24 protein-coding genes and 1 other RNA gene are annotated in these 24,346 nt (G+C 39.5%); 17 read left to right on the forward strand and 8 right to left on the reverse strand.

Annotated features, from left to right (window positions below):
* Nucleotides 1–142: 142 nt before the first annotated feature.
* The 8 genes from tpiA to ssrA all read left to right on the forward strand — a co-directional run bounded on the left by tpiA (nucleotide 143) and on the right by ssrA (nucleotide 8,698).
* Nucleotides 143–898, forward strand: a complete 756-nt coding sequence (tpiA, locus tag SB717_RS20260; RefSeq protein WP_013085385.1) for a triose-phosphate isomerase — start codon at nucleotides 143–145, stop codon at nucleotides 896–898.
* Nucleotides 898–2,430 carry a 2,3-bisphosphoglycerate-independent phosphoglycerate mutase gene (gene gpmI, locus SB717_RS20265; RefSeq protein WP_410904557.1) on the forward strand — a complete coding sequence of 511 codons (1,533 nt, stop codon included), beginning with the start codon at nucleotides 898–900 and terminating at the stop codon, nucleotides 2,428–2,430. Before tpiA ends, gpmI begins: the two co-directional genes overlap by 1 nt.
* A gap of 24 nt (nucleotides 2,431–2,454) precedes the next feature.
* Complete coding sequence (gene eno, locus SB717_RS20270; protein WP_028412055.1) at nucleotides 2,455–3,750, forward strand: phosphopyruvate hydratase; 1,296 nt, start codon at nucleotides 2,455–2,457, stop codon at nucleotides 3,748–3,750.
* 208 nt (nucleotides 3,751–3,958) lie between these two features.
* Complete coding sequence (gene secG, locus SB717_RS20275; protein WP_014457843.1) at nucleotides 3,959–4,192, forward strand: preprotein translocase subunit SecG; 234 nt, start codon at nucleotides 3,959–3,961, stop codon at nucleotides 4,190–4,192.
* Between the two features lie 272 nt (nucleotides 4,193–4,464).
* Complete coding sequence (locus tag SB717_RS20280; protein ID WP_029714523.1) at nucleotides 4,465–5,205, forward strand: alpha/beta hydrolase; 741 nt, start codon at nucleotides 4,465–4,467, stop codon at nucleotides 5,203–5,205.
* Nucleotides 5,206–5,243: 38 nt separating this feature from the next.
* Nucleotides 5,244–7,586: a ribonuclease R gene (gene rnr, locus SB717_RS20285; RefSeq protein ID WP_074681728.1), complete on the forward strand. Its 2,343-nt coding sequence runs from the start codon at nucleotides 5,244–5,246 to the stop codon at nucleotides 7,584–7,586.
* A gap of 145 nt (nucleotides 7,587–7,731) precedes the next feature.
* A complete protein-coding gene (smpB, locus tag SB717_RS20290; protein WP_013059694.1) occupies nucleotides 7,732–8,199 on the forward strand; it encodes an SsrA-binding protein SmpB in 468 nt (155 codons plus the stop codon).
* A 137-nt stretch (nucleotides 8,200–8,336) separates the two neighbouring features.
* Nucleotides 8,337–8,698, forward strand: a transfer-messenger RNA (tmRNA) gene (gene ssrA / locus SB717_RS20295).
* A gap of 154 nt (nucleotides 8,699–8,852) precedes the next feature.
* On the opposite strand, the gene modB is transcribed toward ssrA, so the two are convergent.
* The 4 genes from modB to fdhF all read right to left on the reverse strand — a co-directional run bounded on the left by modB (nucleotide 8,853) and on the right by fdhF (nucleotide 13,871).
* Nucleotides 8,853–9,509 (reverse strand): molybdate ABC transporter permease subunit, encoded by a 657-nt coding sequence (gene modB, locus SB717_RS20300; protein WP_029714520.1) that lies wholly within the window; start codon nucleotides 9,507–9,509, stop codon nucleotides 8,853–8,855.
* Nucleotides 9,510–9,516: 7 nt separating this feature from the next.
* Nucleotides 9,517–10,314: a molybdate ABC transporter substrate-binding protein gene (gene modA, locus SB717_RS20305; protein ID WP_410904558.1), complete on the reverse strand. Its 798-nt coding sequence runs from the start codon at nucleotides 10,312–10,314 to the stop codon at nucleotides 9,517–9,519.
* A 126-nt stretch (nucleotides 10,315–10,440) separates the two neighbouring features.
* A complete protein-coding gene (locus tag SB717_RS20310; protein WP_029715133.1) occupies nucleotides 10,441–10,920 on the reverse strand; it encodes a helical membrane plugin domain-containing protein in 480 nt (159 codons plus the stop codon).
* Nucleotides 10,921–10,931: 11 nt separating this feature from the next.
* Nucleotides 10,932–13,871: a formate dehydrogenase subunit alpha gene (fdhF, locus tag SB717_RS20315; protein WP_410904559.1), complete on the reverse strand. Its 2,940-nt coding sequence runs from the start codon at nucleotides 13,869–13,871 to the stop codon at nucleotides 10,932–10,934.
* A 372-nt stretch (nucleotides 13,872–14,243) separates the two neighbouring features.
* On the opposite strand from fdhF, the gene SB717_RS20320 reads away from it, so the two are divergent.
* The 3 genes from SB717_RS20320 to moaA all read left to right on the forward strand — a co-directional run bounded on the left by SB717_RS20320 (nucleotide 14,244) and on the right by moaA (nucleotide 16,467).
* On the forward strand, nucleotides 14,244–14,588 hold the full coding sequence (locus SB717_RS20320; RefSeq protein ID WP_045291644.1) for a Na-translocating system protein MpsC family protein: 345 nt from the start codon (nucleotides 14,244–14,246) through the stop codon (nucleotides 14,586–14,588).
* Between the two features lie 66 nt (nucleotides 14,589–14,654).
* Nucleotides 14,655–15,401, forward strand: coding sequence for a formate dehydrogenase accessory sulfurtransferase FdhD (fdhD, locus tag SB717_RS20325; RefSeq protein ID WP_372491912.1), 747 nt, complete (start codon nucleotides 14,655–14,657; stop codon nucleotides 15,399–15,401).
* A gap of 46 nt (nucleotides 15,402–15,447) precedes the next feature.
* Nucleotides 15,448–16,467, forward strand: coding sequence for a GTP 3',8-cyclase MoaA (gene moaA / locus SB717_RS20330; RefSeq protein ID WP_335538037.1), 1,020 nt, complete (start codon nucleotides 15,448–15,450; stop codon nucleotides 16,465–16,467).
* A 12-nt stretch (nucleotides 16,468–16,479) separates the two neighbouring features.
* On the opposite strand, the gene mobA is transcribed toward moaA, so the two are convergent.
* Nucleotides 16,480–17,049: a molybdenum cofactor guanylyltransferase gene (gene mobA, locus SB717_RS20335; RefSeq protein ID WP_074681718.1), complete on the reverse strand. Its 570-nt coding sequence runs from the start codon at nucleotides 17,047–17,049 to the stop codon at nucleotides 16,480–16,482.
* 161 nt (nucleotides 17,050–17,210) lie between these two features.
* On the opposite strand from mobA, the gene SB717_RS20340 reads away from it, so the two are divergent.
* Genes SB717_RS20340 through moaD form a run of 5 tightly spaced genes read left to right on the forward strand, consistent with a single transcriptional unit; the run spans nucleotide 17,211 to nucleotide 20,722 of the window.
* Nucleotides 17,211–18,227 (forward strand): molybdopterin-synthase adenylyltransferase MoeB, encoded by a 1,017-nt coding sequence (locus SB717_RS20340; protein ID WP_410904560.1) that lies wholly within the window; start codon nucleotides 17,211–17,213, stop codon nucleotides 18,225–18,227.
* A gap of 17 nt (nucleotides 18,228–18,244) precedes the next feature.
* The gene (locus tag SB717_RS20345; protein ID WP_410904561.1) at nucleotides 18,245–19,510 is read left to right on the forward strand and encodes a molybdopterin molybdotransferase MoeA; all 1,266 of its coding nucleotides are present in this window, start codon (nucleotides 18,245–18,247) and stop codon (nucleotides 19,508–19,510) included.
* On the forward strand, nucleotides 19,498–20,025 hold the full coding sequence (mobB, locus tag SB717_RS20350) for a molybdopterin-guanine dinucleotide biosynthesis protein B (protein ID WP_114896963.1): 528 nt from the start codon (nucleotides 19,498–19,500) through the stop codon (nucleotides 20,023–20,025). Before SB717_RS20345 ends, mobB begins: the two co-directional genes overlap by 13 nt.
* Nucleotides 20,022–20,486 carry a molybdenum cofactor biosynthesis protein MoaE gene (locus tag SB717_RS20355; protein WP_025752620.1) on the forward strand — a complete coding sequence of 155 codons (465 nt, stop codon included), beginning with the start codon at nucleotides 20,022–20,024 and terminating at the stop codon, nucleotides 20,484–20,486. The genes mobB and SB717_RS20355 overlap by 4 nt, the downstream gene beginning before the upstream one ends.
* Nucleotides 20,487–20,488: 2 nt before the next feature.
* Entirely contained in the window at nucleotides 20,489–20,722 is a 234-nt protein-coding gene (gene moaD, locus SB717_RS20360; RefSeq protein ID WP_045291632.1) for a molybdopterin converting factor subunit 1, read from the forward strand.
* A gap of 32 nt (nucleotides 20,723–20,754) precedes the next feature.
* Here moaD and SB717_RS20365 read toward each other — a convergent pair whose 3' ends face one another.
* From SB717_RS20365 to SB717_RS20375, 3 genes are all read right to left on the reverse strand, one after another.
* Nucleotides 20,755–21,396 (reverse strand): nitroreductase family protein, encoded by a 642-nt coding sequence (locus tag SB717_RS20365; protein WP_410904562.1) that lies wholly within the window; start codon nucleotides 21,394–21,396, stop codon nucleotides 20,755–20,757.
* A gap of 27 nt (nucleotides 21,397–21,423) precedes the next feature.
* Complete coding sequence (locus SB717_RS20370) at nucleotides 21,424–21,861, reverse strand: MarR family winged helix-turn-helix transcriptional regulator (protein ID WP_013085370.1); 438 nt, start codon at nucleotides 21,859–21,861, stop codon at nucleotides 21,424–21,426.
* A 421-nt stretch (nucleotides 21,862–22,282) separates the two neighbouring features.
* A complete protein-coding gene (locus SB717_RS20375; protein WP_045291631.1) occupies nucleotides 22,283–22,909 on the reverse strand; it encodes an undecaprenyl-diphosphatase in 627 nt (208 codons plus the stop codon).
* Nucleotides 22,910–23,063: 154 nt separating this feature from the next.
* On the opposite strand from SB717_RS20375, the gene SB717_RS20380 reads away from it, so the two are divergent.
* Nucleotides 23,064–24,200, forward strand: a complete 1,137-nt coding sequence (locus SB717_RS20380) for an MGDG synthase family glycosyltransferase (protein WP_264134543.1) — start codon at nucleotides 23,064–23,066, stop codon at nucleotides 24,198–24,200.
* Nucleotides 24,201–24,346 lie beyond the last annotated feature (146 nt).

Consider the following 24,346-nt stretch of genomic DNA (forward strand, 5'->3'; position numbering starts at 1 on the left):
ACGACTGATAATATAAATAATTATCAAGCAGCGAAGAAGGATGGCCAAGAGATAAAAGGGACCGAATCACTTTTAACAGCACCCTCTTGGACATCTAACGCGTGAAGGGAAAACCCACAATAAACAAAGGACGGTGTTACACATGCGTAAACCAATTATTGCAGGAAACTGGAAAATGAACAAAGTACTTTCTGAAGCAACTAGCTTTGTTGAAGAAGTAAAAGGAGCAGTACCATCTCCTGAAAGCGTAGATTCAGTAGTATGTGCACCTGCACTATTTTTAGATCGCTTAGTAGAAGCGACTAAAGGCACAGACTTAAAAATTGGTGCACAAAACATGCATTTCGAAGAAAACGGTGCGTTCACTGGAGAAGTGAGCCCTGTTGCATTAGCAGACCTAGGTGTGAACTACGTAATTTTAGGACACTCTGAACGTCGTGAAATGTTTGCTGAAACGGACGAAACAGTAAACCAAAAAACAATTGCTGCATTCAAACACGGTTTAACACCAATCGTTTGCTGCGGTGAAACAAACGAAGAGTATGAACAAGACCAAACAAAAACAGTTGTAGCTAATCAAGTACAAAAAGCATTAGCTGGTCTAACTGATGAGCAAGTAAAACAAACGGTTATCGCATATGAGCCAATCTGGGCAATCGGTACAGGTAAATCTTCAACTGCTGAAGGTGCAAACGAAGTTTGTGCATACATCCGTAGCGTTGTTGCAGAACAATTCTCTCAAGATGTTGCAGATGCTGTACGTATTCAATACGGCGGTAGCGTAAAACCTGCTAATATTAAAGAATATATGTCTCAATCAGACATTGACGGAGCTTTAGTAGGTGGAGCAAGCTTAGAAGCAGATTCTTTCTTACAGCTTTTGGAGGCTGGTAAGTAATGAGTAAAAAGCCAGTAGCATTAATCATCTTAGATGGTTTTGCATTACGCGATGAAGATAAAGGTAATGCGGTAACACATGCAAAAAAACCAAACTTCGACCGTTTCTGGAACGAGTATCCTCATGCTACACTTCAGGCGTCTGGAGAAGCTGTAGGCTTACCAGAAGGCCAAATGGGTAACTCTGAAGTAGGTCACTTAAACATCGGCGCAGGCCGAATTGTGTACCAAAGCTTAACTCGTGTAAACGTAGCAATTCGTGAAGGCGAGTTTGAACAAAACGAAACGCTTGTAGCAGCTGTAAAGCACGCAAAAGAAAAGGGTACAAACCTTCATCTTTTCGGACTTTTATCTGATGGCGGTGTACACAGTCATATCGAACATCTTTATGCATTATTGCGTCTAGCTAAGAGTGAAGGCTTAGAAAAAGTCTACATTCATGGCTTCTTAGATGGTCGTGACGTAGCACCTCAATCTGCTGAAACGTATTTAAAAGAACTTAATGAAAAAATTGAAGATTACGGCGTTGGTGAAATTGCAACACTTTCAGGACGTTACTACTCAATGGACCGCGACAAACGCTGGGAGCGCGTAGAGAAATCATACCGCGCAATGGTGTACGGTGAAGGTCCATCATATACAAGCGCTGAAGAGTGCGTAAAAGATTCATATGAAAATGGAATCTATGACGAATTCGTTTTACCTTCTGTTATTACAAAAGAAGACGGATCGCCAGTTGCGACAATTCAAGACGAAGATGCAGTCATTTTCTACAACTTCCGTCCTGATCGCGCAATTCAAATTTCAAATACGTTCGCAAACGAAGATTTCCGCTCATTTGATCGCGGTGAAAAACATCCGAAAAACTTACATTTTGTATGTCTAACTCACTTCAGCGAAACAGTTGACGGATATGTAGCCTTTAAGCCAATTAACTTAGATAATACGCTTGGTGAAGTATTATCTCAAAATAACTTAAAGCAGCTTCGTATTGCTGAAACGGAAAAATATCCTCACGTAACGTTCTTTATGAGCGGTGGACGTGAAGCAGAGTTTCCTGGTGAAACACGTATCTTAATCGATTCACCAAAAGTAGCAACATATGACTTGAAACCTGAGATGAGTGCTTATGAAGTGACGGACGCGTTGCTTGCAGAAATCGAGGGCGACAAGCAGGACGCTATTTTATTAAACTTTGCAAACCCTGATATGGTAGGTCATTCAGGTATGTTAGAACCAACGGTAAAAGCGATTGAAACAGTAGATGAGTGCTTAGGCAAAATTGTAGATGCAATTTTAGCTAAAGGCGGTACAGCAATTATCACAGCAGACCATGGTAATGCTGATGAAGTGATTACACTTGAAGGTAATCCAATGACGGCTCATACAACGAATCCTGTTCCAGTAATTGTAACAAAACAAGGCTTAGAGCTTCGTGAAGACGGTATTCTAGGGGATCTAGCTCCTACAATGCTTACTCTTCTAGATGTAGCACAGCCAAAAGAAATGACAGGTAAAACATTAATTAAATAATTAATTATAAAGGAGAGTTTTAAAATGCCAACAATTCTTGACATTTATGCACGCGAAGTATTAGATTCTCGCGGTAACCCAACAGTTGAAGTGGAAGTATATACTGAATCAGGCGCTTTCGGACGCGCAATCGTACCAAGTGGTGCTTCTACTGGTGAACACGAAGCAGTAGAATTACGCGATGGTGACAAATCTCGCTACCTAGGTAAAGGTGTATTAAAAGCAGTAGAAAACGTAAACGAAATTATCGCTCCTGAATTAGTAGGTATGGACGCAACTGATCAAATCGGTATCGACCGCCTTATGATTGAGCTAGATGGTACGGAAAACAAAGGTAAATTAGGTGCTAACGCTATCCTTGGTGTATCTATGGCAGTAGCTCACGCAGCAGCTGACTTCGTAGGTCTTCCATTATATCGTTACCTTGGTGGATTCAACGCGAAGCAATTACCAACTCCAATGATGAACATCATCAACGGTGGTTCTCATGCTGATAACAACGTTGATTTCCAAGAGTTCATGATTTTACCTGTAGGAGCTCCTACATTCAAAGAAGCAATCCGTATGGGTGCTGAAGTATTCCACGCGTTAAAATCTGTTTTATCTGCAAAAGGCTTAAACACAGCTGTAGGTGACGAAGGTGGATTCGCTCCAAACCTTGGTTCTAACCGTGAAGCATTAGAAGTAATTGTTGAAGCAATCGAAAAAGCTGGCTACAAAGCTGGTCAAGACATCCAATTAGGTATGGACGTTGCTTCTTCTGAATTCTTCAACAAAGAAACTGGTAAATATGACTTAGCAGGCGAAGGCCGTACAGGCGTAACTTCTGCTGAAATGGTAGATTTCTACGAGCAGTTAGTTAACGAATTCCCAATCGTTTCAATCGAAGACGGTTTAGACGAAAATGACTGGGATGGTCACAAGTTATTAACTGAGCGCATTGGCGGAAAAGTACAGCTTGTTGGTGACGATTTATTCGTAACAAACACGAAAAAACTTTCTCAAGGTATCGAACAAGGCGTAGGTAACTCTATCCTTATCAAAGTTAACCAAATCGGTACATTAACTGAAACGTTCGAAGCTATTGAAATGGCTAAACGTGCTGGTTACACAGCAGTAGTTTCTCACCGTTCTGGTGAAACTGAAGATGCAACAATCGCTGATATCGCTGTTGCAACGAATGCTGGCCAAATCAAAACTGGTTCTATGAGCCGTACAGACCGTATTGCGAAATACAACCAATTACTACGCATCGAAGACGAGCTAGGTGTTCTAGCTGTATACGATGGCGCTAAATCTTTCTACAACTTAAAAAAATAAGTTGAAATCATAAAAAACGGATGACGATTGTCATCCGTTTTTTTATGTTAAAATCCAGTGTATTTCGCTGTCATTACTTGTATGAGAGGGTTTTTTATGATAAATTAGCCTTAGCGTAGTGCGCGTACTTTATCCCCGGTAATGCCAATCAGAAGGGATGAAGAAACCCCGCTGATTGACTATTACTTGGTGTAGGAGGTGTGTCTTAGTGCATACATTGCTGATTACTTTGCTAGTGATTGTTTCAATTGCATTGATTGTTGTGGTCGTTTTACAATCAAGCAAAACTACTGGATTATCTGGAGCTATTTCCGGTGGAGCTGAAACGTTATTTGGAAAACAAAAAGCACGTGGAATTGACTTAGTTTTACACCGTTTGACAGTAGTGTTATCTATCTTATTCTTTGCGTTAACACTTGCTGTATCTTATTTCAAACTTTAATATGTTACTGGATAGACTGCCACCTAATGCATACGTACTTGGTGTATACCAACTTATGTATGCATTAGGTGGCTTTTTTAATGGGCGTGTTGAATACTTTAATTTCATTTTTAAGTAATGATATAATATAGCTTTAGAAAAAAGTACTAAATATAGTATAAAAGCGTAAAAGTTGACGGACACATCTCTTGTTATGTGATGATCGTCACATAAATACATGTTTTTTTCTAGTATGACTGCAGATATTATAACTAAAAGGAGTTAAATGAGATATGAAAATTGCACAACCAAAGCCATTTACATTTGAAGGCGGCGAAAAAGCTGTTTTATTACTTCACGGTTTTACCGGAAATTCTGCTGATGTTCGTATGTTAGGTCGTTTTTTAGAGAAAAAAGGATACACATGCCACGCACCTCACTATAAAGGACATGGTGTAGCGCCTGAAGAGCTTGTTCATACTGGTCCCGAAGATTGGTGGAAAGATGTCATGGAAGGCTATGAGTTTTTGAAAAGCAAAGGCCATGAAAGTATTGCCGCTGTAGGTCTTTCACTAGGTGGCGTATTTTCACTGAAATTAGGTTACACTGTACCTATAAAGGGTATTGTGCCTATGTGCGCGCCTATGTATATAAAGAGTGAAGAAGTCATGTATGAAGGTGTTTTAGCGTATGCACGCGAATATAAAAAGCGTGAAGGTAAATCATCTGAACAAATTGAACAAGAAATGGAAGAGTTCAAACAAACACCAATGAACACATTAAAGTCTTTACAGGAATTAATCGCTGAAGTGCGAAATTCAGTTGATATGATTTATGCACCGACATTTGTTGTACAAGGTCGTCATGATCATATGATTAATACAGACAGCGCCAATATTATTTATAATAGCGTCGAGTCTCCTACAAAAGATATAAAATGGTACGAAGAATCTGGTCATACCATTACCTTTGATAAAGAGCGTGATCAGCTTCACGAGGATGTATATGCATTTTTGGAATCACTTGATTGGTAATAGAGATAATACGAATAAAGAAAAAGGAGGGACATGATGTGAAAGAAGAAAATCAGCCCTATATGAATGAAATACTGGATTTTATGAAAAGGGATAATTACAAACCTTTGACTGTCCAAGAGCTTGCAAAAGAATTTAATACTGAGGATGCAGAGTCATTCAAAGAGTTTGTTAAGGCACTTGTTATTATGGAAGAGAAGGGTTTAATTATCCGAGCAAGAAATGACCGCTACGGGCTGCCGGAACAAATGAATTTTGTTAAAGGGAAAGTAAGCGGACATGCAAAAGGGTTTGCGTTCGTAGTTCCTGAAGAAAAAGATGCGGGTGATGTATTTATTCCCCCTACTGAAACAAACAATGCTATGCACGGAGATATTGTGCTTGCAAGAGTGTTATCAGAATCATCAGGTGCTCGTCGTGAAGGAACCATTGTAAAAATCTTAGAACGAGGCACCCAGCAAATTGTAGGTACGTATACGCAAAGCAAGAATTTCGGCTTTGTGATTGCGGATGACAAAAAAATTGCAGGTGATATCTTTATTCCCAAAGCAGCAAGAAACGGTGCAGTTGAAGGCCATAAAGTAGTAGTAGAGCTGACAACCTATCCGGAAGGCCGCATGAATGCAGAAGGAAAAGTCGTTCAAATTCTTGGACATAAAAACGATCCGGGGATCGATATCATTTCTGTTATCCATAAGCACGGTCTTCCTCAAGAATTTCCTGCTGACGCTTTAACGCAAGCAATTGATACACCTGAGACAATTGATGAAAAAGATATCGGTAGCCGCCGCGATCTTCGTGATCAAGTTATTGTAACCATTGACGGAGCAGATGCAAAAGATTTGGATGACGCTGTAACGGTTACAGAGCTTGAAAACGGAAACTACAAATTAGGCGTTCATATTGCAGATGTAAGTCACTACGTTAAAGAAGGTTCTCCGATTGATGTAGAAGCGGCAGAGCGCGGAACAAGCGTCTATTTAGTAGACCGAGTTATCCCGATGATTCCTCACCGTTTATCTAACGGAATCTGCTCATTAAATCCAAAAGTTAACCGTTTTACACTTTCTTGTGAGATGGAAATTAATCCACAAGGTGAAGTAGTAAAACATGAGATTTTTGAAAGTGTCATCAAAACGACAGAACGAATGACGTATTCAGATGTGAACAAAATCTTAGTGGATAAAGATGAAGAAGTGTTAGAACGCTACGAGCCAATCGTTCCGATGTTTGAGCGTATGGAAAAGCTGGCAGCTATTCTTCGTAAAAAGAGAATGGATCGCGGTGCCATTGATTTTGATTTCAAAGAAGCAAAAGTATTGGTAGATGATGATGGACATCCTCACGATGTTATTTTGCGTGAACGTTCAGTTGCTGAAAAGCTAATCGAAGAATTTATGCTGGCGGCGAATGAAACAGTAGCAGAACATTTTCACTGGATGAACGTACCGTTTATTTATCGTATTCATGAAGATCCAGATGCAGAGAAGCTTACTCGTTTCTTAGAGTTTATTACAAACTTTGGTTATACAGTGAAAGGGACAGGCAATGATATTCATCCGCGTGCGCTGCAAGATATTTTAGAAGAAGTAAAAGGTACGCCTGAAGAGATGGTTATTTCAACTGTTATGCTTCGTTCGATGAAACAAGCGAAATATGAAGCAGAAAGTTTAGGCCACTTTGGTTTATCAGCTGAATTCTATACGCATTTTACGTCTCCAATCCGTCGTTATCCAGATTTAATCGTTCATCGTCTCATTCGTACGTATTTAATTGAAGGAAAAACAGATCAGCAAACGCAAGAAAAATGGCGCGAGCTTCTGCCTGATGTTGCTGAGCATTCTTCTAATATGGAACGTCGTTCAGTTGACGCTGAGCGAGAAACGGACGATATGAAAAAAGCTGAGTTTATGGCTGATAAAGTTGGGGAAGTATTTAATGGTATTATTAGCTCTGTTACAAACTTTGGAATGTTCGTGGAGCTAGAAAATACGATTGAAGGGTTAGTTCATGTTAGTGACTTAACGGATGACTATTATCGTTACGACGAACGTCATTATGCGATGATTGGAGAAAGAACGGGCAACGTCTTCCGAATTGGAGACGAAATTGAAGTGAAAGTTGCCGATGTGAATAAAGACGAGCGTTCAGTGGACTTTGTTATTGTGGGAATGAAAGAAGGCCGCAAACGCTTATCTAAAGATCGTCCTAAAGTGATTAAGGCAAAACAAAAGTCACGCAAAGATGATAAAGGAAAAGGTCGAGAGGGCAGCCGAAGCAAAAATGAAGAGTGGTCTACTCAAAAACCAAAGAAGAAAAAGAAAAAAAGATTCTTCGAAGGCGCTCCAAATGTTAAGCGCAAAAAGAAAAAGCGCAAATAATCGACAGCAGTGAAGCAGAAGGGTAGTCCTTCTGCTTCAAAACAGCTCTATTAAACGTTTTAGTTGTTGTTTAGATTTCCATACAGTAAAATGATACATAATATCATACATATACGTAAGTACGGCTGAAGGGAAGGAACGTTTTATGCCAAAAGGTGAAGGGAAATTAATTGCACAAAACAAAAAAGCCCGCCACGACTTTTTTATTGAAGAAACATATGAGACGGGTATTGTTCTACAAGGAACGGAAATCAAATCAATTCGTAATGGCCGTGTGAATTTAAAGGACTCTTTTGCTCGTGTGCAAAACGGAGAAGTATTTTTACACAATATGCACGTTAGTCCTTACGAACAAGGAAATCGATACAATCATGAGCCACTTCGTACACGAAAGCTATTGCTGCATAAACGCGAAATCAGCAAGCTAATTGGCTATTCAAAAGAAACAGGTTATTCGCTAGTTCCGTTAAAAGTGTATTTGAAAAATGGATACGCAAAGGTTTTACTAGGGCTTGGTAAGGGTAAAAAGAAATATGATAAGCGTGAAGACTTAAAGCGCAAAGAAGCCAAGCGTGATATCGAACGAGCATTTCGTGATCGTCAAAAGATGTAAAGTTACAAAATCTTACAATTGCAAAATACTCATTTTGTGATATAATAAATATTGTTATCAGTTAGATTTCATTCTGCACACTGAAGTCGCTATCTGATGTAAGAGTTTTTCTTACACATTCCGACTCCCTTTTATATGGGGACGTTACGGATTCGACAGGGGTAGTTCGAGCTTAGGTTGCGAGTCGAGGAGATGGCCTCGTTAAAACATCAACGCCAATAATAACTGGCAAATCTAACAATAACTTCGCTTTAGCTGCATAATAGTAGCTTAGCGGTTCCTCCCTCCATCGCCCATGTGGTAGGGTAAGGGACTCACTTTAAGTGGGCTACGCCGGAGTTCGCCGTCTGAGGACGAAGGAAGAGAACAATCAGACTAGCGACTGGGACGCCTGTTGGTAGGCAGAACAGCTCGCGAATTATCAATATGCCAACTACACTCGTAGACGCTTAAGTGGCGATATTTCTGGACGTGGGTTCGACTCCCACCGTCTCCACCAAATACATATTTTTGGTGGCTTACCTTACTTATAACAGGAGCTAATCAAATGTATGATCTGCATTTGATTAGCTCCTTTTTAATTTATGATGGATGTAAAATTGAAAAAGCGGTACAAAAGTAAAAGGATGCCTCTTACACACAGAGGCATCCTTTTACTTTTGTTTAAGCTGAACAAAAAGCAGCATAAGAAAGGAGAGAAAGACGATCGAGATAACCCATAGCCAAGCGAGATTCATGTTTCCAGAGTCAATCGCGACGTAGATAGCGGTAGGAACAGTTTGAGTTTCACCTGGAATATTGCCAGCAAACATTAAAGTGGCTCCAAATTCTCCGAGTGCCCTTGCCAGACTCAATACACCTCCTGTTACGATAGCTTTAGAAGCTAAAGGAATGGAAATAAAGAAAAAGACTTTCCATTCGCTTGCACCATCTACTCGAGCTGCGTCTTCAATTTCATGATCAACGCCTTGGAAGCCCGTTTTGGCAGATTGATACATAAGGGGAAACGCAACGACAACGGATGCAATAACAGCTGCCCACCAAGTAAAAATAACGGGTTGTTGAAAGACCCATTCAATTGCTCGGCCGAGCAGGCTGTGTTTTCCGAATATGACAATCAATAAAAATCCAACAACGGACGGAGGTAGGACCAACGGTAGCATCAATGCCGTTTCAACCATCACTTTTCCCTTAAAATGTTTCCTAGATAACAGTTTTCCTATAACAGTCCCTAGAATAATCACGACAAATCCCGCTACTAATGCAATTTTGAGCGATAACTGAAGAGGAGATAAAAACTCTTGAATCATAGCAATCTCAATTCGCAGTGAAACCGTATTTTTTTAACGTGTTAAGAGCCGTCTTACTTTGTAAAAATTGATAAAAATCCTTTGCTTCTTGTGGATGTTTCGAATCCTTAATAACGCCTACAGGATATACAATCGGTTTGTGAGTGCTATGATCTGCAGTAGCTACAATCTTCACTTTTTTTGAAATCAACGCATCGGTTTTATAAACAACTCCAGCTTCAACGTTTCCTGTCTCCACATAGGAAAGCACCTGGCGTACGTCTTTTGCATAGATGGTTTTAGGCTCAACGTTTTTCCACAGATTCGTGTGTTCAAAAGTCTCTTTTGCGTACTGTCCGGCAGGAACGGATTCCGGTATGCCAAGTGCAATTTTTTGAACAGCAGGCTTTGATAAATCTTCAAAATTTTTGATAGCAGCCGAATTATTCTTTGGGACGATAAGCACAAGGTCGTTGCCAACCAAGTCAGTTCCATTTTCTTTAGAAATAGCTCCTGACTTTACCAGTGCATCAAACTTATCTTCCGCTGCTGAAAAAAACAAATCAGCCGGTGCGCCGTTTTCGATTTGCTGTTGCAGCGAGCCTGAAGCTCCAAAATTAAATTTTAAGTCGATATTCGAATGCTTTGTTTCATATTGCTTTTGAATATCAGTAAGCGCATCTTTTAAGCTGGCCGCAGCGGATATCGTTAAGCTGACGTTTTGGTGCTGAGCCGCTGATTGACTCGTATTTGTTCCGTTCGAACAAGCAGCAGTAAACATAATTAAAAATAATAGTGCGAATAAGGGTTTAAAGTATTGTTGCATCGTGTCACCTCAATTAGTTGTAGTAAAGCAATTTAGTATAACTATATCACGTTCACTTAGAAATGGACTTCCTAAAAAGAAAACAGCGACTTGAAAGGGGAAAAAACTTTCAAGTCGCTGCCTTATTTACTCTTCCAACGCTTTGCCCATTCCTTTTAAAAAGTGAAGTCCAAATCCAATTGCACGATTAACATCTGGATCGTTTAGCGCTTTTAGAAGAGCTAATGCACTTACTTTTTTTCCTGTTTTTACATATTCATTTGCTTCGTTCATACCAGCTGTTGCACTGTTCACAAGTTTAGCGGTTACCTCTGGGTCTGCCTTCATCAACCCGCTGCTTGCACCCATAAGGGTATTAATTAAATTGGTTACCGGTTCTCTAGAAATTTGATGAAGCGCAATTTTTGAGATTTTTTCTTTTGCTTGAATCATTGAATCAGCAGCTTCAAGAACACCCATGTCGTTAAGTTCTCCGACAATCCCGAGAATACGATTCAGCGCTTCTTCATTATCTGCCAGCAGAGAAGTCAAGTCTTCTAATTTTTGCTGTTTTTTTTCTTCCTCGCTTAGAAGAGGCTTTTTAATTTCTGTAATAGGTTGTGCCATCTTTTCTCCTCCTATTTACTTGTTAAATGGACGTAGCCAGGACGGTTCCATTTACGCTGAACCTCGACCCCATTTTGAGGATGACGTTTTTTGTTACGCGGATTTGTAGATGGTAAAGGCGTTTCTCCACCTTTACTTAATACTTCCATCCGTACTTTTGTTTGTTTGTAAGCCGGCGTATTTGTTCGTTGGTCGACTGCAGGTCCCGTCAAGAAGTTAATAGCCGAATCTTTATGAACGGAGTGCATCGGAAGATACAGCTCATTTGCTTTTACCCGCTCTGTAATTAATGCCTGTACTTTTACTGCTCCAAACGGTGAGATTAATCTGACAAGCGAACCTTCTTCAATTTCACGATCCTTGGCAAGCTGAGGTGAAATTTCTACAAATACTTCTGGTACTTTTGATTGAATACCGCTCGATTTATTGGTCATATTTCCTTCATGGAAATGTTCTAACATTCGTCCGTTATTAATGTGCAAATCATATTCCTCTGGAAATTCAGCAGGAAGCACCCAATCTGATAAAGCAAAGCGCGCTTTTTTATCTGGGAAATTAAACCCATCGACGTAAAGTAAAGGCGTGCTTTCCCCCTGTAAGCTCCCCCATAAGAAGCTATCCCAGCCTTCAAGGTTTTCGTAGCTGGCTTGGCTGAACAGAGGTGATAGACTAGCCATTTCTGAAAAGATGTCACCAGGGTGTGTATAGGCCCAATTTGCACCTAAGCGGTTTGCAATCTCTTGAACAATCCACCAATCCGGCTTTGAATCACCCAGCGTTGGTAATGCTTGATACAATCTTTGTACACGTCGCTCTGTATTGGTAAATGTTCCGTCTTTTTCAAGAGAAGGAACAGCAGGGAGTACAACATCAGCATATTGAGCCGTTCTTGAAAGGAAAATGTCTTGGACCACAAAAAAGTCTAGATTTGATAATATTTCGTGTACGTGATTAGCATTCGAATCGACAAGAGCCATATCTTCTCCTACAAGGTACATGGCCTTCATTTTTCCTTCATCAATTGAATGAAGCATTTGGATATTATCAAGACCCGGCTTGTCTTTAATTTTTACGCCATATGCTTTTTCAAATTTTTCTCGAGCGACTGAGTCCGTGACGTGCTGATAGCCTGGCAGCCAAGCTGGAAGAGTTCCCATATCGCATGCTCCTTGCACGTTATTGTGGCCTCGGAGCGGATAAGCGCCTGCACCAGGGCGTCGATAGTTTCCAGTAGCAAGCAATAAGTTTGAGATAGCCGCTGATGTATCAGAGCCTCCCGTATTTTGCGTTACGCCCATGCCCCACAGCACACAGGTTCCATCGGCGTCTCGAATCATTTCAGCTATTTGAATGAGCGTTGCTGCTGGAATACCCGTAATTTGTTCAGCATATTCAAGCGTGTACTTTTCAAGCAAAGAGTTAAAGTCTTCAAAATAGTTGACGTTTTCTTGAATGAATTTTTCGTTGTGCCATCCTTGGTCAATCATGTATTTTGTTACAGCCATTAGCCATACTTGGTCTGTACCTTGTTTTGGACTGATAAAAATGTCAGAGCGTTCAGCCATTTCGTTTTTGCGCAAATCTGCGACGATTAGTTTTTGGTCATGAAGCTTATGTGCGCGTTTGATACGAGTTGCTAATACAGGGTGACCTTCAGCAGGGTTAGCTCCAACGATGATAACCAGTCCAGCTTTTGCGATGTCTTTTATCGTGCCGGCATCGCCTCCCATTCCCACTGTTCGAAATAATCCATCGGTTGCAGGAGACTGACAGTAGCGAGAGCAGTTGTCTACGTCATTTGTTTCAAATATTTGGCGAGCCAGCTTTTGAATAACATAGTTTTCTTCGTTTGTAATCTTAGAAGAAGAGATAAAACCAACTGATCCATGTCCATACTGCTGATTGATAGAGCTTAACCTGCTTGCTACTAAATCGAGCGCTTCTTCCCATGACGACTCTACAAATGCGCCATTTTTTCGGATTAAAGGCTTAGTAATACGTTTTTCAGAGTTTACAAAATCCCAGCCGAATTTTCCTTTCACACAGGTTGAAATAGCATTTGCGGGAGCATCTGAGCTAGGCTGAACTTTAAGGATTTCGCGGCCTTTTGTCCACACTTCAAACGAACATCCAACTCCGCAAAATGTACAGACGGTTTTTGTTTTTTTCGTCCGAGTTTCGCGCATAGCTGCTTCCACTTCTGAAACAGCAAATATTCCGCTGTACCCCGGTTCCACTTCTTTAACTAAATCAATCATTGGATTTAAAACGCCTTTTGGAAGTCCAGTCATGAATCCAGCTTCTCCGAGCATAGATTTTTCCATTAAGGCATTACAAGGGCATACGGTTACACATTGACCGCAGCTCACACAAGAAGATTCATTGATTGCTACACCATCATCCCAGAGAACGCGGGGACGTTTCGCTTCCCAGTCGATAGAGAGCGTTTCATTAACTTGAAGATTTTGACAAACCTCTACACATTGTCCACAAGCAATGCATTGATTAGGGTCATAACGGTAGAACGGATGAGACATATCGACTTCATCCTCTGAGGCCTTTGGCGTATAGGGGTATTTTTGATGTTCAATCTCCATCATTTCGGCTGTGTTATGTAATTTACAGTTTCCGTTGTTATTATCGCAAACGGTGCAGTATAGCAAATGATTCTCTAATAAACGATCCATTGCTTCCGTTTGTGCCGCTTTTGCGGGTGCTGATTGTAATTCAATCTTCATTCCGTTTTCAGCTTTTGTAGAACAAGAACGGACTAACTCGCCATTCATTTCAACAATACACGTGTCACAAGTTTGAATAGGGTCGACTTCAGGCACATAACAAATCTGAGGATGCTCAATGCTTTGCTGGTTAATAATTTCAAGTATGGTAGAACCTGAAGCTGCCTTGTATTCGTTGCCATTTATATGAACAGTGATGGTTTCACGACTCATTTGTTTTCCTCCTTTATATAAAACAAAAAACCACCATGAATACACACGCCTAATTAAATAAGGGAAGTGCAATCATGGTGGAATAGTTTACTAGCAGGTCTTACTAATATGCCAATCCGGCCCATTTATATCGTTAAGAAAAAGTGATAGAGTAATAACAATTCATTATTATTATTATTATTATTCCATCTCGGTTATTTATAATTATATCGCTACGTTTTTAAATGCACAACTTTTTTAAATACTGAACTCTCTTCAAAAATTTTGCTGCAAAGATTTTAGGCTTTTATTTTTTGAAGTGTTGATTTATGATAAAAAAACTGTAGGAATAAAATGCACAATTTAATTTTAATCGGTGGGAGAGCGTTGATTATGTCAAAAACTATTCATGAATTTAATGATATTATTCGGAAGCTTCGAAAAGATTTATTTGGAAAAGGGCCGGAAAGAATACATACGGTTTTTGTTGAAAATATGGCTGTCTCAACACTGTATGGAAATTTAACTCCGACAGAAACATTTATTGCAAGCACTTCTGAAGGATGTGACATGGTTCATCTAGCTCGAACAAAAATGATCCAAGATGTATATGCATCGAATCCGCCGGAAGGGCTAGAAGAATTGGTAGGAGCAAAGCTGATTAATTTATTTTCAGATATGAAAATAAAAGAAAATATAGCGGTTTCCGTATTCGTTTTTGATAAAAACATTATTTAAAAAAGGAGACATCACATGAATTCGACCGTTAAGAAGCGTACAGTTCTTAAATTTAAAAATGGTGAAATGGAAAGCGTGGAAGATAAAATTGTAACGGAGTTTCCTGTGACTGTGAAAATTAACGAAGAAGAGTTTGTCACGATGGTATGTAGCCCTCAATACATTGAAGATATGGTAATTGGCTATTTAGCATCTGAAGGGGTTATTCGAGAATACAAAGACATTAAAAACATATGGGTTCAAGAAAAAGAAGGGTATGTTCATGTTACAATAGATAAATTAAACCCTTATTTTCAAAACCTTCAAAATAAACGATATATCACGTCTTGCTGCGGGGCGAGCAGACAAGGGTTTGTCTTTATAAATGATGCGCTGACTGCTAAAAAAATGAATGATATATCGGTCGAACTTTCAATTAAGGATTGTTTTCAATTGATGAATAAGCTGCAGCAATCTGCTGCTACGTTTCAAGAAACGGGGGGCGTTCATAACGCTGCCATTTGTGATAAGAATGGTTTCATGCTTAGCAGAATGGACATTGGTAGGCATAATGCTTTAGATAAACTATACGGGTATTGCTTAAAAAACCATATTTCAATTAGGGATAAAGTAGTCGTTTTCAGCGGCCGAATTTCTTCAGAAATTTTGTTGAAAGTAGCGAAGATCGGGTGTGAAATCGTTCTTTCAAAATCCGCTCCGACTGAACTTGCTTTAAATCTAGCAGAAGAATTGAGAATCACAACGGTAGGATTTATTCGAAATGATTCGTTGAATATTTATACATGTCCGGAAAGAATTTTAAGAGAAAGTTAATCTGCTGTGGAGAAGCTGACAGCTAGAGAGAGGAGAGATGAGACAGATGTCATACGACGCTATAGTTGATACGTTAAAGCGTCCTTTGCGAGACTTGCGTTTGTCCGTAACAGACCGCTGTAACTTTCGCTGTCGATATTGTATGCCTGAAGAAATTTTTGGGGCAGACTATCCATTTTTACCTGCCGAAAACATTCTTTCGTTTGATGAATTAGAGAGACTCACTAGATTATTCGCATCGCTAGGAGTAAAAAAAGTGCGTATAACTGGAGGAGAGCCACTGCTAAGAAAAGGCTTGCCAGATCTAATCAATCGTCTGAAGCAAATTGAGGGGATAGATGATATTGCCATAACAACAAACGGCTCACTGTTAAAGAAGCATGCAGAAGCCTTATCAAAAGCGGGGTTATCAAGAGTAACCGTCAGCCTAGACTCGCTTGATGAAGTGAGATTTCAAGAGTTGAATGGAAACCGAGGAAGCGTAAAGCGAGTATTAGAAGGAATAGAGGCAGCAGCTCTTGTAGGAATTTCAGTCAAAATAAACATGGTTGTCCAAAAAGGCAAGAACGAGCAGGATATCCTTCCGATGGCTCAATATTTTAAAGGCAAAAAACATACGCTGCGCTTTATTGAATACATGGATGTGGGAAATTCCAACGGATGGAAAATGGATGAGGTTATAACAAAGAAACAAATTCTTGATATAGTTGGACAAGAAATGCCTCTTGAAGAAATTCCGCCTCATTATAAGGGAGAAGTAGCCACCAGGTATCGGTATGTCGGGACAGAAGAGGAAATTGGTATCATTTCATCTGTCACAGATTCATTCTGTTCCACTTGTTCACGCGCAAGAGTATCGGCTGAAGGAAAGCTCTATACCTGTTTGTTTGCGTCAAAAGGGTACGACCTCCGGAAACTGATACGATCAGAAGCATCTGATCATACTGTTTGTGACACCATTTCTGATATCTGGAATCATCGGAAAGATCGTTATTCAGATGAGCGAGCTAACGGAAGAAAAGTCCAAGGTGCTGAGAAAGTGGAAATGTCTCATATTGGTGGATAATTCAAAAAAGCTTTATACATGCCAATCACTGCGGTGATTCACATTTATAAAAGTGGGATCTTCTGCTGAAAAAGGCACGCGAAGGACGTTTGCTTGGTTTAACAATTGTGTAAGCCTTCTTTCACCTTGTGTAACGAGTTGTTCAATAAGAGGAAGCGTTCTACGGTGATAGAGTGCTAGAAGCGGGTGAATGTGATCAGGCTGAACAGGAAGAACAATGTCAGGTGAGTCCGTTTGAGTCAGTGTGATCATGTGATGAACAAACTCAGCATTAATAAAAGGAATATCACAAGAAAGAATAAAGAACCATTCAGCACAGCAATCGATGGCAGTTAAAGCATGATGAATTGCATACAAAGGTCCTTGATACGGGCATTTTTCAACTGTAAATGCAACATCTTTTCTTTGAAAATAAGGGAGTAAATCTTGGTTGGTAGACACAAGTATAGGTGTGACGTGATTTTCTTTTAATGCATCTATACTATATTCGTAAAATGATTTCTTGTTATAGGTTTCAAACATTTTTGGTTGACCGTAGCGAGAAGATTTTCCTCCTGCTAATACAATGCCGGCAATGGACATTTATTAAATACCTCCATCAAAATATATTTGTATATTTATGCACGTAAGCATCCGTAAAGCAGCTTAGCTTTATGTGTATAATAGCATGTTTTTAAAGAAATATCTTTGACGAAGGAATAGATAGTGAAGTCAGAGATTGAATGAGAAAGGGAGAGAAAAGAGTGACAGAACGTTATTCACGTCAGCAGCTTTTCCAGCCCGTTGGAAACAAAGGGCAGCAGCAAATTAGAAGTAAGCATGTTTTAGTTGTAGGTGCAGGGGCTCTAGGCAGCGCCAGCGCAGAAGCTCTCGTGCGTGCTGGAATTGGAAAATTGACGCTTGTAGATCGCGATTATGTAGAATGGAGTAATCTACAGCGTCAGCAGCTTTATACAGAACAAGATGCGCAAAACAAACTACCTAAAGCTGTAGCAGCAAAAAATCGTTTGCGTCAAATAAACACAGAAGTGAAGATTGAAGCGCTGGTGATGGATGCTCAGCCTGCTAATTTAGAAAGTATCGTCCAAACAGCTGATGTGATCATCGATGCGACAGACAATTTCGACATTCGCTTTATTTTAAATGATTTGTCACATAAGCATGAGGTGCCTTGGATATATGGCTCATGTGTGGGCAGCTATGGCACCACTTATACGATTATCCCAAATGTAACACCTTGCCTGCACTGTATACTAAAAAAGATCCCTATGGGAGGAGCAACGTGTGAGACAGCAGGAATTATCAGTCCAGCTGTTCAAATCGTGGCAGCCTATCAAATAACCGAAGCATTAAAAATTTTAGTAGGAGATGTTGAAGCTTTGCGACAGACATTCCTAACCTTTGACGTCTGGAATAATCAGCACGCTGAATTTAAGACGGGTAAAATGAAAAGTCATGAATGTTCTTCTTGCGGATCGACCCGAACATATCCGTACTTAGCGTATGAAAACCAGCTTAAAACAGAAGTTCTGTGCGGCAGAGAGACGGTTCAAATCAGACCCTCGCAGCGCCATTTGTACAACTTTGATGAATTGGAAAAACGATTAAAAAACCAAGGGAAAGTAGACCGCAACCCATATCTTCTGTCATGTCAGCTTCCAGAGCAGCGCTTAGTTATTTTTCAAGATGGCCGTGTATTTATTCATGGAACGAATGATATTCAATTTGCGAGAAGCTTATATTATCGTTTATTAGGTTGAGTAAAGGAGTGAAAAAAATGAGAGAAAAGCGAACTCCTATCCCTGTCGGAGAATGCGTTGGGCGAGTGATGCAGTATGTCAAAAGCGGAAAGCAAGAAATTATTGCGCTTGAAGAAGCTCACGGCAGATTTTTAGCAAAAGATTTAATGGCAGATCATGATATTCCTGCTTTTAATCGTTCTCCATACGATGGTTTTGCCATTCGGTCACAAGATACAAAGAAAGCATCATCACTTCATCCAGTAGAACTGGATGTTCGAGGAGAAATAGGAGCGGGTTCTGTTTTTGAACATACAGTCAACGCGATGCAGGCTGTGCGTATTATGACAGGAGCTCCTATTCCAAAAGGCTGCGATGCGGTGGCAATGCTTGAAGTAACAAAAGAATATACAAAAGACAACCAGCCGATCGTTCAAATCAAGCGTTCGTTTAACAGCGGAGATAACATTTCTTTTCAAGGGGAAGAAACAACAAAAGGGACCGTGTTAGCTTCAAAAGGAACGTATATCACTCCAGGAGTAGCTGCTCTTTTAGCCACGTTTGGCTATAGTAGCGTAGCTGTCTTCAAAAAGCCTGTAGTTGGATTACTTGCAACGGGAAGTGAACTAGTGGAAGTACGTGATCCTGTTCAGCGAGGAAAAATTCGTAATAGCAATGCTCATATGCTTCGTGCGCAAATTGAAAAAGCCGGAGGAGAAGTAAACTATTTTGGTATTATGCCCGATGATTTAAGTCAGTGCTACAGCGCGGTAAAAGCTGCGCTATCAGAAGTGGACATGCTGATTACAACGGGCGGTGTTTCAGTAGGAGACTATGATTATCTACCAGAGGTGTATAAGCAATTAAAAGCGGAAGTTCTTTTTAACAAAATAGCGATGAGACCAGGCAGTGTAACAACGGTTGCTCGTATGGAAGAGAAGCTTTTATTTGGCCTATCGGGAAATCCTACAGCGTGCTATGTCGGTTTTGAACTTCTGGTTCGTCCGGTAATTAGTACATATGCGGGTAAAAGCACCCCTCATCTTCGGAAAGAAAAAGCTTTGTTAGGAAAAGACTTCTTAAAGCCAAACCCTTTTATGCGATTTGTATCTGGCAGGCTTTCATACAGGGAAGGACAGCTGATTGCTTCTCCATTAGGCTTTACAAAATCTAGTGCGGTTTCTTCCTTAGCTCATGCGGATACGTTAATTATATTTCCCGGAGGGACGAGGGGATACAAAGAAGGAATGCTGGTTGACGTCTTATTGCTAGATGACGTGCGGGGAAGTGAATGGCCTTGGTAGCAAGTTGCACTGTTTTACAAGTAGTTGGATTTCAAAACAGCGGAAAAACTACTTTAGTGGAAAAGCTAATTAAAAAAGCGAAACAATTCGATCTACGTGTAGGTTCTATTAAGCACCATGGACACGGCGGACCTCCAGATAGCAGCAGTGAGCTAAAAGACAGTCATCGGCACCAGCAAGCAGGTGCCGATGTGGCGGGTGTAGAAGGAGGTGGAATCCTTCAGCTTACGGCAAACAGTAAAGACTGGAGCCTAAAAAAGCTGATTGATTTTTATCAATTTTTCTCGCCAGATGTCATTTTTGTTGAAGGATATAAAAAAGAATCCTATCCAAAAGCAGTCTTGATTCGAAGTGAAGAAGATCTTTTTCTACTTTCCTCTCTAACCAATATTATATGCGTGATTAGTCACGTTCCGCTTAAAAAAGAAGTGCAGCGAGCATATCCAATGTTTCACTTACAAGAAGACGAGCTTTATCTTAATTTTTTATTGAAAGAAGTGGGGGAAATACGATGAACCAACACTTATTTGAAGTAGTAAATCAGCCAATTGCCGTAGATGAAATAATCAAAAAAGTTTCTAGAAGAGACGCGGGAGCTATTACGACATTTATTGGAACGGTAAGAGAATTTACAAAAGGCAAGAAGACGCTCTCTCTTGAATATCAAGCCTATGTGCCAATGGCAGTGAAAATGCTTAGCCAAATTGGTGACGAAATTCAGGAAAAGTGGCCCGATGCATTGACAGCTATTACTCACCGAATCGGAAAGCTTGATATAACAGAAGTTGCAGTAGTTATTGCCGTTTCTTCTCCGCACCGCAAAACAGCTTATGAAGCAAACGAGTATGCTATTGAACGTATTAAGCAAATTGTGCCGATTTGGAAAAAGGAATTTTGGGAAGACGGAACAAAATGGATTGGAGATCAGTTAGAAACGAAAGAATATCCTGAAGGAAAGCCATTAAAGGAGATGTAAAAATGATTAACGTCTTATTTTTCGCTGCTATACGTGAAGAGGCTGGAGTGGAACAAGTAACAGTTGATAAGCAAGATATAACAGTGAAGGAATTAAAGGAATATGTGCAAAAAACATATAAGCTATCCTCTCTGAATCAAACGATGACAGCAGTCAACGAAGAGTTTGTAACAGATGAAGAAACCATTGGAGCGGGAGATACCGTTGCATTTATTCCGCCCGTTAGTGGAGGATAAAAAAGGTGCTGAATACACAGCACCTTTTTTTATTATCTAAATTGAGCTACTTTTTCGATTGGTAAACGTACAGACGGGTAACCGCTATTTGCTGCTTTGCCGATTGAAAGTAACATAACCGGTGCATAGCGCTCTTTGTCTAAACCGAATGCTTCGGCAATTTGATCTTTTTCATAACCGCCGATAGCATTTGTATCGTAACCGTGAGCACGTGCAGCTAGCATTAACTGCATGGATACTAAACCCCCGTCAATTAATACTGTTTCTTTATTTAATTCTTCAGAAGCAGCTGCGTAGTGCGCTTTGATTTTAGGAATTTGCATGTCTCTAATTTCTTCTGGCATATAGCCTAGTTCAACAGCTTTATCGTAAATTTCATCTAAATTTTCTTCACTTTTTAAATCGCCGAATATCGCAATAACAGCTGCTGATGTTTCTACTTGTGATTGATTAAATTTAGCAAGCGGAGCTAATGTTGCTTTTCCTTCAGGGCTATCAATTACTAGAAAGCGCCACGGCTGTGCATTAACAGAAGATGGAGCTAGCGTCGCTTCTGTTAAAATTTCTTTCATTTCTTCACGGCTGATTTTGACAGATGGATCGTAATAACGAATAGATCTGCGCCCTGTAATAATATCTTGGAAATCATTATTTAGTGTTTTTGTTTGTGTCATGATGAACTCTCCTTTATGTTAAAAATGTTATGACCGTTCAATGGCCGAAATGTTTACTTTTAAACGCTCAAGCATTTTGGAAAGCAGCAGCTGTTCTTCTTCGCTGAAATCTTTAAATGCTTCATCAATAAAGCGAGCTTTTTCGTTTCGAAATGCACCGATTTTTTCATGTCCGCTTTTCGTAAGCTTTACAAATGTTACGCGGTTGTCATCAGGGTTTTTACGGCGTGATACAACATCTCTTTCTTCGAGCTGCTTTAAATGCCTTGTAATTGCAGCATTGTCAATGTTTACTTGCTGTTGAAGCGCCTTTTGACTCATTTCACCTGTTTCATAAAGCTGATGTAAAATATCAAGACGTGATTGGCTAACACCGGTACAATGCTCAAACTTTTGATTAATTTGTTTATTAACTTCTTGCAGAGCATACAGAACATTTGCTTTTTCAGAACATGAATGTGACAAGAAAGTCGCTCCCTTTTTCTATAATATTTATTGATTGAATTAATATTTGATACATCAATGTTTGATACATCAACTAATATAAAATAAATAAAAGTGAAAGTCAAGAAAGTGAACGCTCTTTTTTTACAAATAATAAAGAGAGATTGAGACATAATGAAATCAATTCAATCTAAAGAAGAACATATGGGATAAGGGAGCCCGTATGGACTGCTTGTGACACGGCAGTTGATTTCCGTGCAGGGCTCCGCTTTCTGCGGGCGGCCGGTGAGCCTCCTCGTTTCTTGCGCTCTAATCAACTGCTGGAAGGAACGAAACAGATAAAATCGACGTTCACCGTAACAAAAAAAACGAACCACTAATCAAACAGTTTGATTAGTGGTTCGTTTTTCACTTCCGCTAAACTATTTTTGTCTCAGCCTCTTTAAGCTGAATGATTTTTTTTACTGATTTGTTCATGCGTATAAGGAGACAGAAAGGGAATACGCTTGATAATCACATCGTGAATCCAGAATAATCGCTGGATAAGAGGAGCTGTTTTATCTGAAAGATAGATAACAAAGCAGCTGATAGCTCCCGCAATTACCATGCCTCCAAGTACATCTGCTGGATAGTGGACACCTACGTAAATGCGTGAAAGACCGGAGATGACAGCCCATATAAAAATGACGCTTCTCCATTTGTTTTTTCGTAACCACATGATCCAAGCAGCAGAAAAGACTAAAATCGAATGATCACTGACAAAAGATGAATTAGCCGGATGCGGAATCAGCTTATGAACATGATGAGTCACAAACGGACGCGGGTGGTAATACACCAGGTGAATGACTTCATTGATACATAGAGAAAGTACAATTGTAAACAACATGTATAAAGCCGTATAACGGTGATAAATTGTTCTTTCTGTTTTTCCGCTAAACCAAAGCAAAAGCAAACAGGCCATTATAAAATAAGGAACGCTATTCGTAATCATAACCATTACAGAATCCATTGCGCTGGATTTACCAGCAAATGAGTTAATCCATTGAAACACTTCGTAATTAAGGTTCATTTGTTTTCTCCTTATGCAGTACTTTTCACTCTTAGTTTAGATTGACACTCTAAAAAAACGATGAATTTCACATTAAAAATCAATTAAAATCCGAAATTTAAGGGCATTTAATGATATAAAAAAAGAGAGGAAGAAACTGCTTTTAGAACAGGAGATGAAACAGTTGAAAAAAGTTTTATTTTTACCTCTTCTAAAAATGCCTTCTGGCCATCATCAAGTGGCAGAGGCGTTAATGGATATATTGGAAAGAAGAACAACAAATATTTGTTATAAAAAAATAGATTTATTAAGTTATACAAACGAACTATTAGAAAAAGTGGTCACAGGCACGTATTTGAAATGGATTCGTTATGCTCCAGAAACGTATAATATGGCATACAAACATCTCTTTTATGAACCGCCTGTTCATTCATTCAAATGGTATCATCACGTATTCGCGAAAAAAATGGAGCACTTAGTTAAAGAAGAAAATCCGGATTTAATTATATGCACACATGGATTTCCTTCTTATTTGCTCAGTCAATTAAAAGCAAAAGGCAAGTGTGATGTTCCTATTATAAATGTCTACACGGATTTTTTTATTAATAATTTATGGGGAAAAGAAGAGATTGACTTTCACTTTCTCCCTAGTGAAGAAGTAAAAAAAGGACTTCGTGCTCAAAGTGAAATTCCACTTCAAAATATGATGGTTACAGGAATACCGGTACATGAAGAAATAACAAAAACAAGAACCGCTAAGCATCATAGTAACCGAAATATTTTAATTGCTGGAGGCAGCAGCGGCTTAGGCAATATTATGGATTTCTACAATGATTTAAAAGACGCGCACCATTTTCATTACTTTGTCTTATGCGGCAAAAATCAAAAGTTATATGAAGAAATCAAAGGGTGGGAACTACAGCACGTTACACCAATTCCGTACATTTCATCACGTACAGAAATGAATGAACTTTATGAACGAGTGGATGCTATTGTAACAAAGCCAGGTGGTATCACGGTTAGTGAAGCTCTTCGTAAGAGTTTACCAATTTTTGTTCACTCCGCTTTACCAGGTCAAGAAGAAGTGAATTTACGCTATTTAACAGAACGAAACTTAGTTCAAGAACTAAAGGCGGATCAATCGTTAGAAAACCAGCTGCAGACAGTGCTGCAGGATGCTGATAAAATGAGCACATTATATAACGCGATTGCTGCTTACCATAAAGAAATCGAAGCACAAACACCTGAAGAACTTTTAGCAGTAGTCAATTGGATTCTAGGTGAAAAGCAAACGATTGGTCTTCATGCGTAAAACATTCATGTTTACAAACAATAAGGATAAGCTAAAGAACAAGTATGTTGAAAAAGTAGGGTTTAGATAAAAAAAAACAAACATCTTTTGAAAAAGGTGTTGTTTTTTTATCTAAAGAAGCTATTCTTTCACTTAAGACACGTGGT

Source organism: Priestia sp. SIMBA_032, assembly GCF_046535215.1.
Lineage (GTDB): Bacteria > Bacillota > Bacilli > Bacillales > Bacillaceae_H > Priestia > Priestia aryabhattai.

Bases quoted from the DNA above. Each gene is read 5' to 3' on its own strand.
- tpiA (WP_013085385.1), top strand. From the start codon at position 143: ATGCGTAAACCAATTATTGCAGGAAACTGGAAAATGAACAAAGTACTT.
- gpmI (WP_410904557.1), top strand. From the start codon at position 898: ATGAGTAAAAAGCCAGTAGCATTAATCATCTTAGATGGTTTTGCATTA.
- eno (WP_028412055.1), top strand. From the start codon at position 2,455: ATGCCAACAATTCTTGACATTTATGCACGCGAAGTATTAGATTCTCGC.
- SB717_RS20280 (WP_029714523.1), top strand. From the start codon at position 4,465: ATGAAAATTGCACAACCAAAGCCATTTACATTTGAAGGCGGCGAAAAA.
- smpB (WP_013059694.1), top strand. From the start codon at position 7,732: ATGCCAAAAGGTGAAGGGAAATTAATTGCACAAAACAAAAAAGCCCGC.
- modB (WP_029714520.1), bottom strand. From the start codon at position 9,509: ATGATTCAAGAGTTTTTATCTCCTCTTCAGTTATCGCTCAAAATTGCA.
- modA (WP_410904558.1), bottom strand. From the start codon at position 10,314: ATGCAACAATACTTTAAACCCTTATTCGCACTATTATTTTTAATTATG.
- SB717_RS20310 (WP_029715133.1), bottom strand. From the start codon at position 10,920: ATGGCACAACCTATTACAGAAATTAAAAAGCCTCTTCTAAGCGAGGAA.
- fdhF (WP_410904559.1), bottom strand. From the start codon at position 13,871: ATGAGTCGTGAAACCATCACTGTTCATATAAATGGCAACGAATACAAG.
- SB717_RS20320 (WP_045291644.1), top strand. From the start codon at position 14,244: ATGTCAAAAACTATTCATGAATTTAATGATATTATTCGGAAGCTTCGA.
- fdhD (WP_372491912.1), top strand. From the start codon at position 14,655: ATGGAAAGCGTGGAAGATAAAATTGTAACGGAGTTTCCTGTGACTGTG.
- moaA (WP_335538037.1), top strand. From the start codon at position 15,448: ATGTCATACGACGCTATAGTTGATACGTTAAAGCGTCCTTTGCGAGAC.
- mobA (WP_074681718.1), bottom strand. From the start codon at position 17,049: ATGTCCATTGCCGGCATTGTATTAGCAGGAGGAAAATCTTCTCGCTAC.
- SB717_RS20345 (WP_410904561.1), top strand. From the start codon at position 18,245: ATGAGAGAAAAGCGAACTCCTATCCCTGTCGGAGAATGCGTTGGGCGA.
- mobB (WP_114896963.1), top strand. From the start codon at position 19,498: ATGGCCTTGGTAGCAAGTTGCACTGTTTTACAAGTAGTTGGATTTCAA.
- SB717_RS20355 (WP_025752620.1), top strand. From the start codon at position 20,022: ATGAACCAACACTTATTTGAAGTAGTAAATCAGCCAATTGCCGTAGAT.
- moaD (WP_045291632.1), top strand. From the start codon at position 20,489: ATGATTAACGTCTTATTTTTCGCTGCTATACGTGAAGAGGCTGGAGTG.
- SB717_RS20365 (WP_410904562.1), bottom strand. From the start codon at position 21,396: ATGACACAAACAAAAACACTAAATAATGATTTCCAAGATATTATTACA.
- SB717_RS20375 (WP_045291631.1), bottom strand. From the start codon at position 22,909: ATGAACCTTAATTACGAAGTGTTTCAATGGATTAACTCATTTGCTGGT.
- SB717_RS20380 (WP_264134543.1), top strand. From the start codon at position 23,064: ATGAAACAGTTGAAAAAAGTTTTATTTTTACCTCTTCTAAAAATGCCT.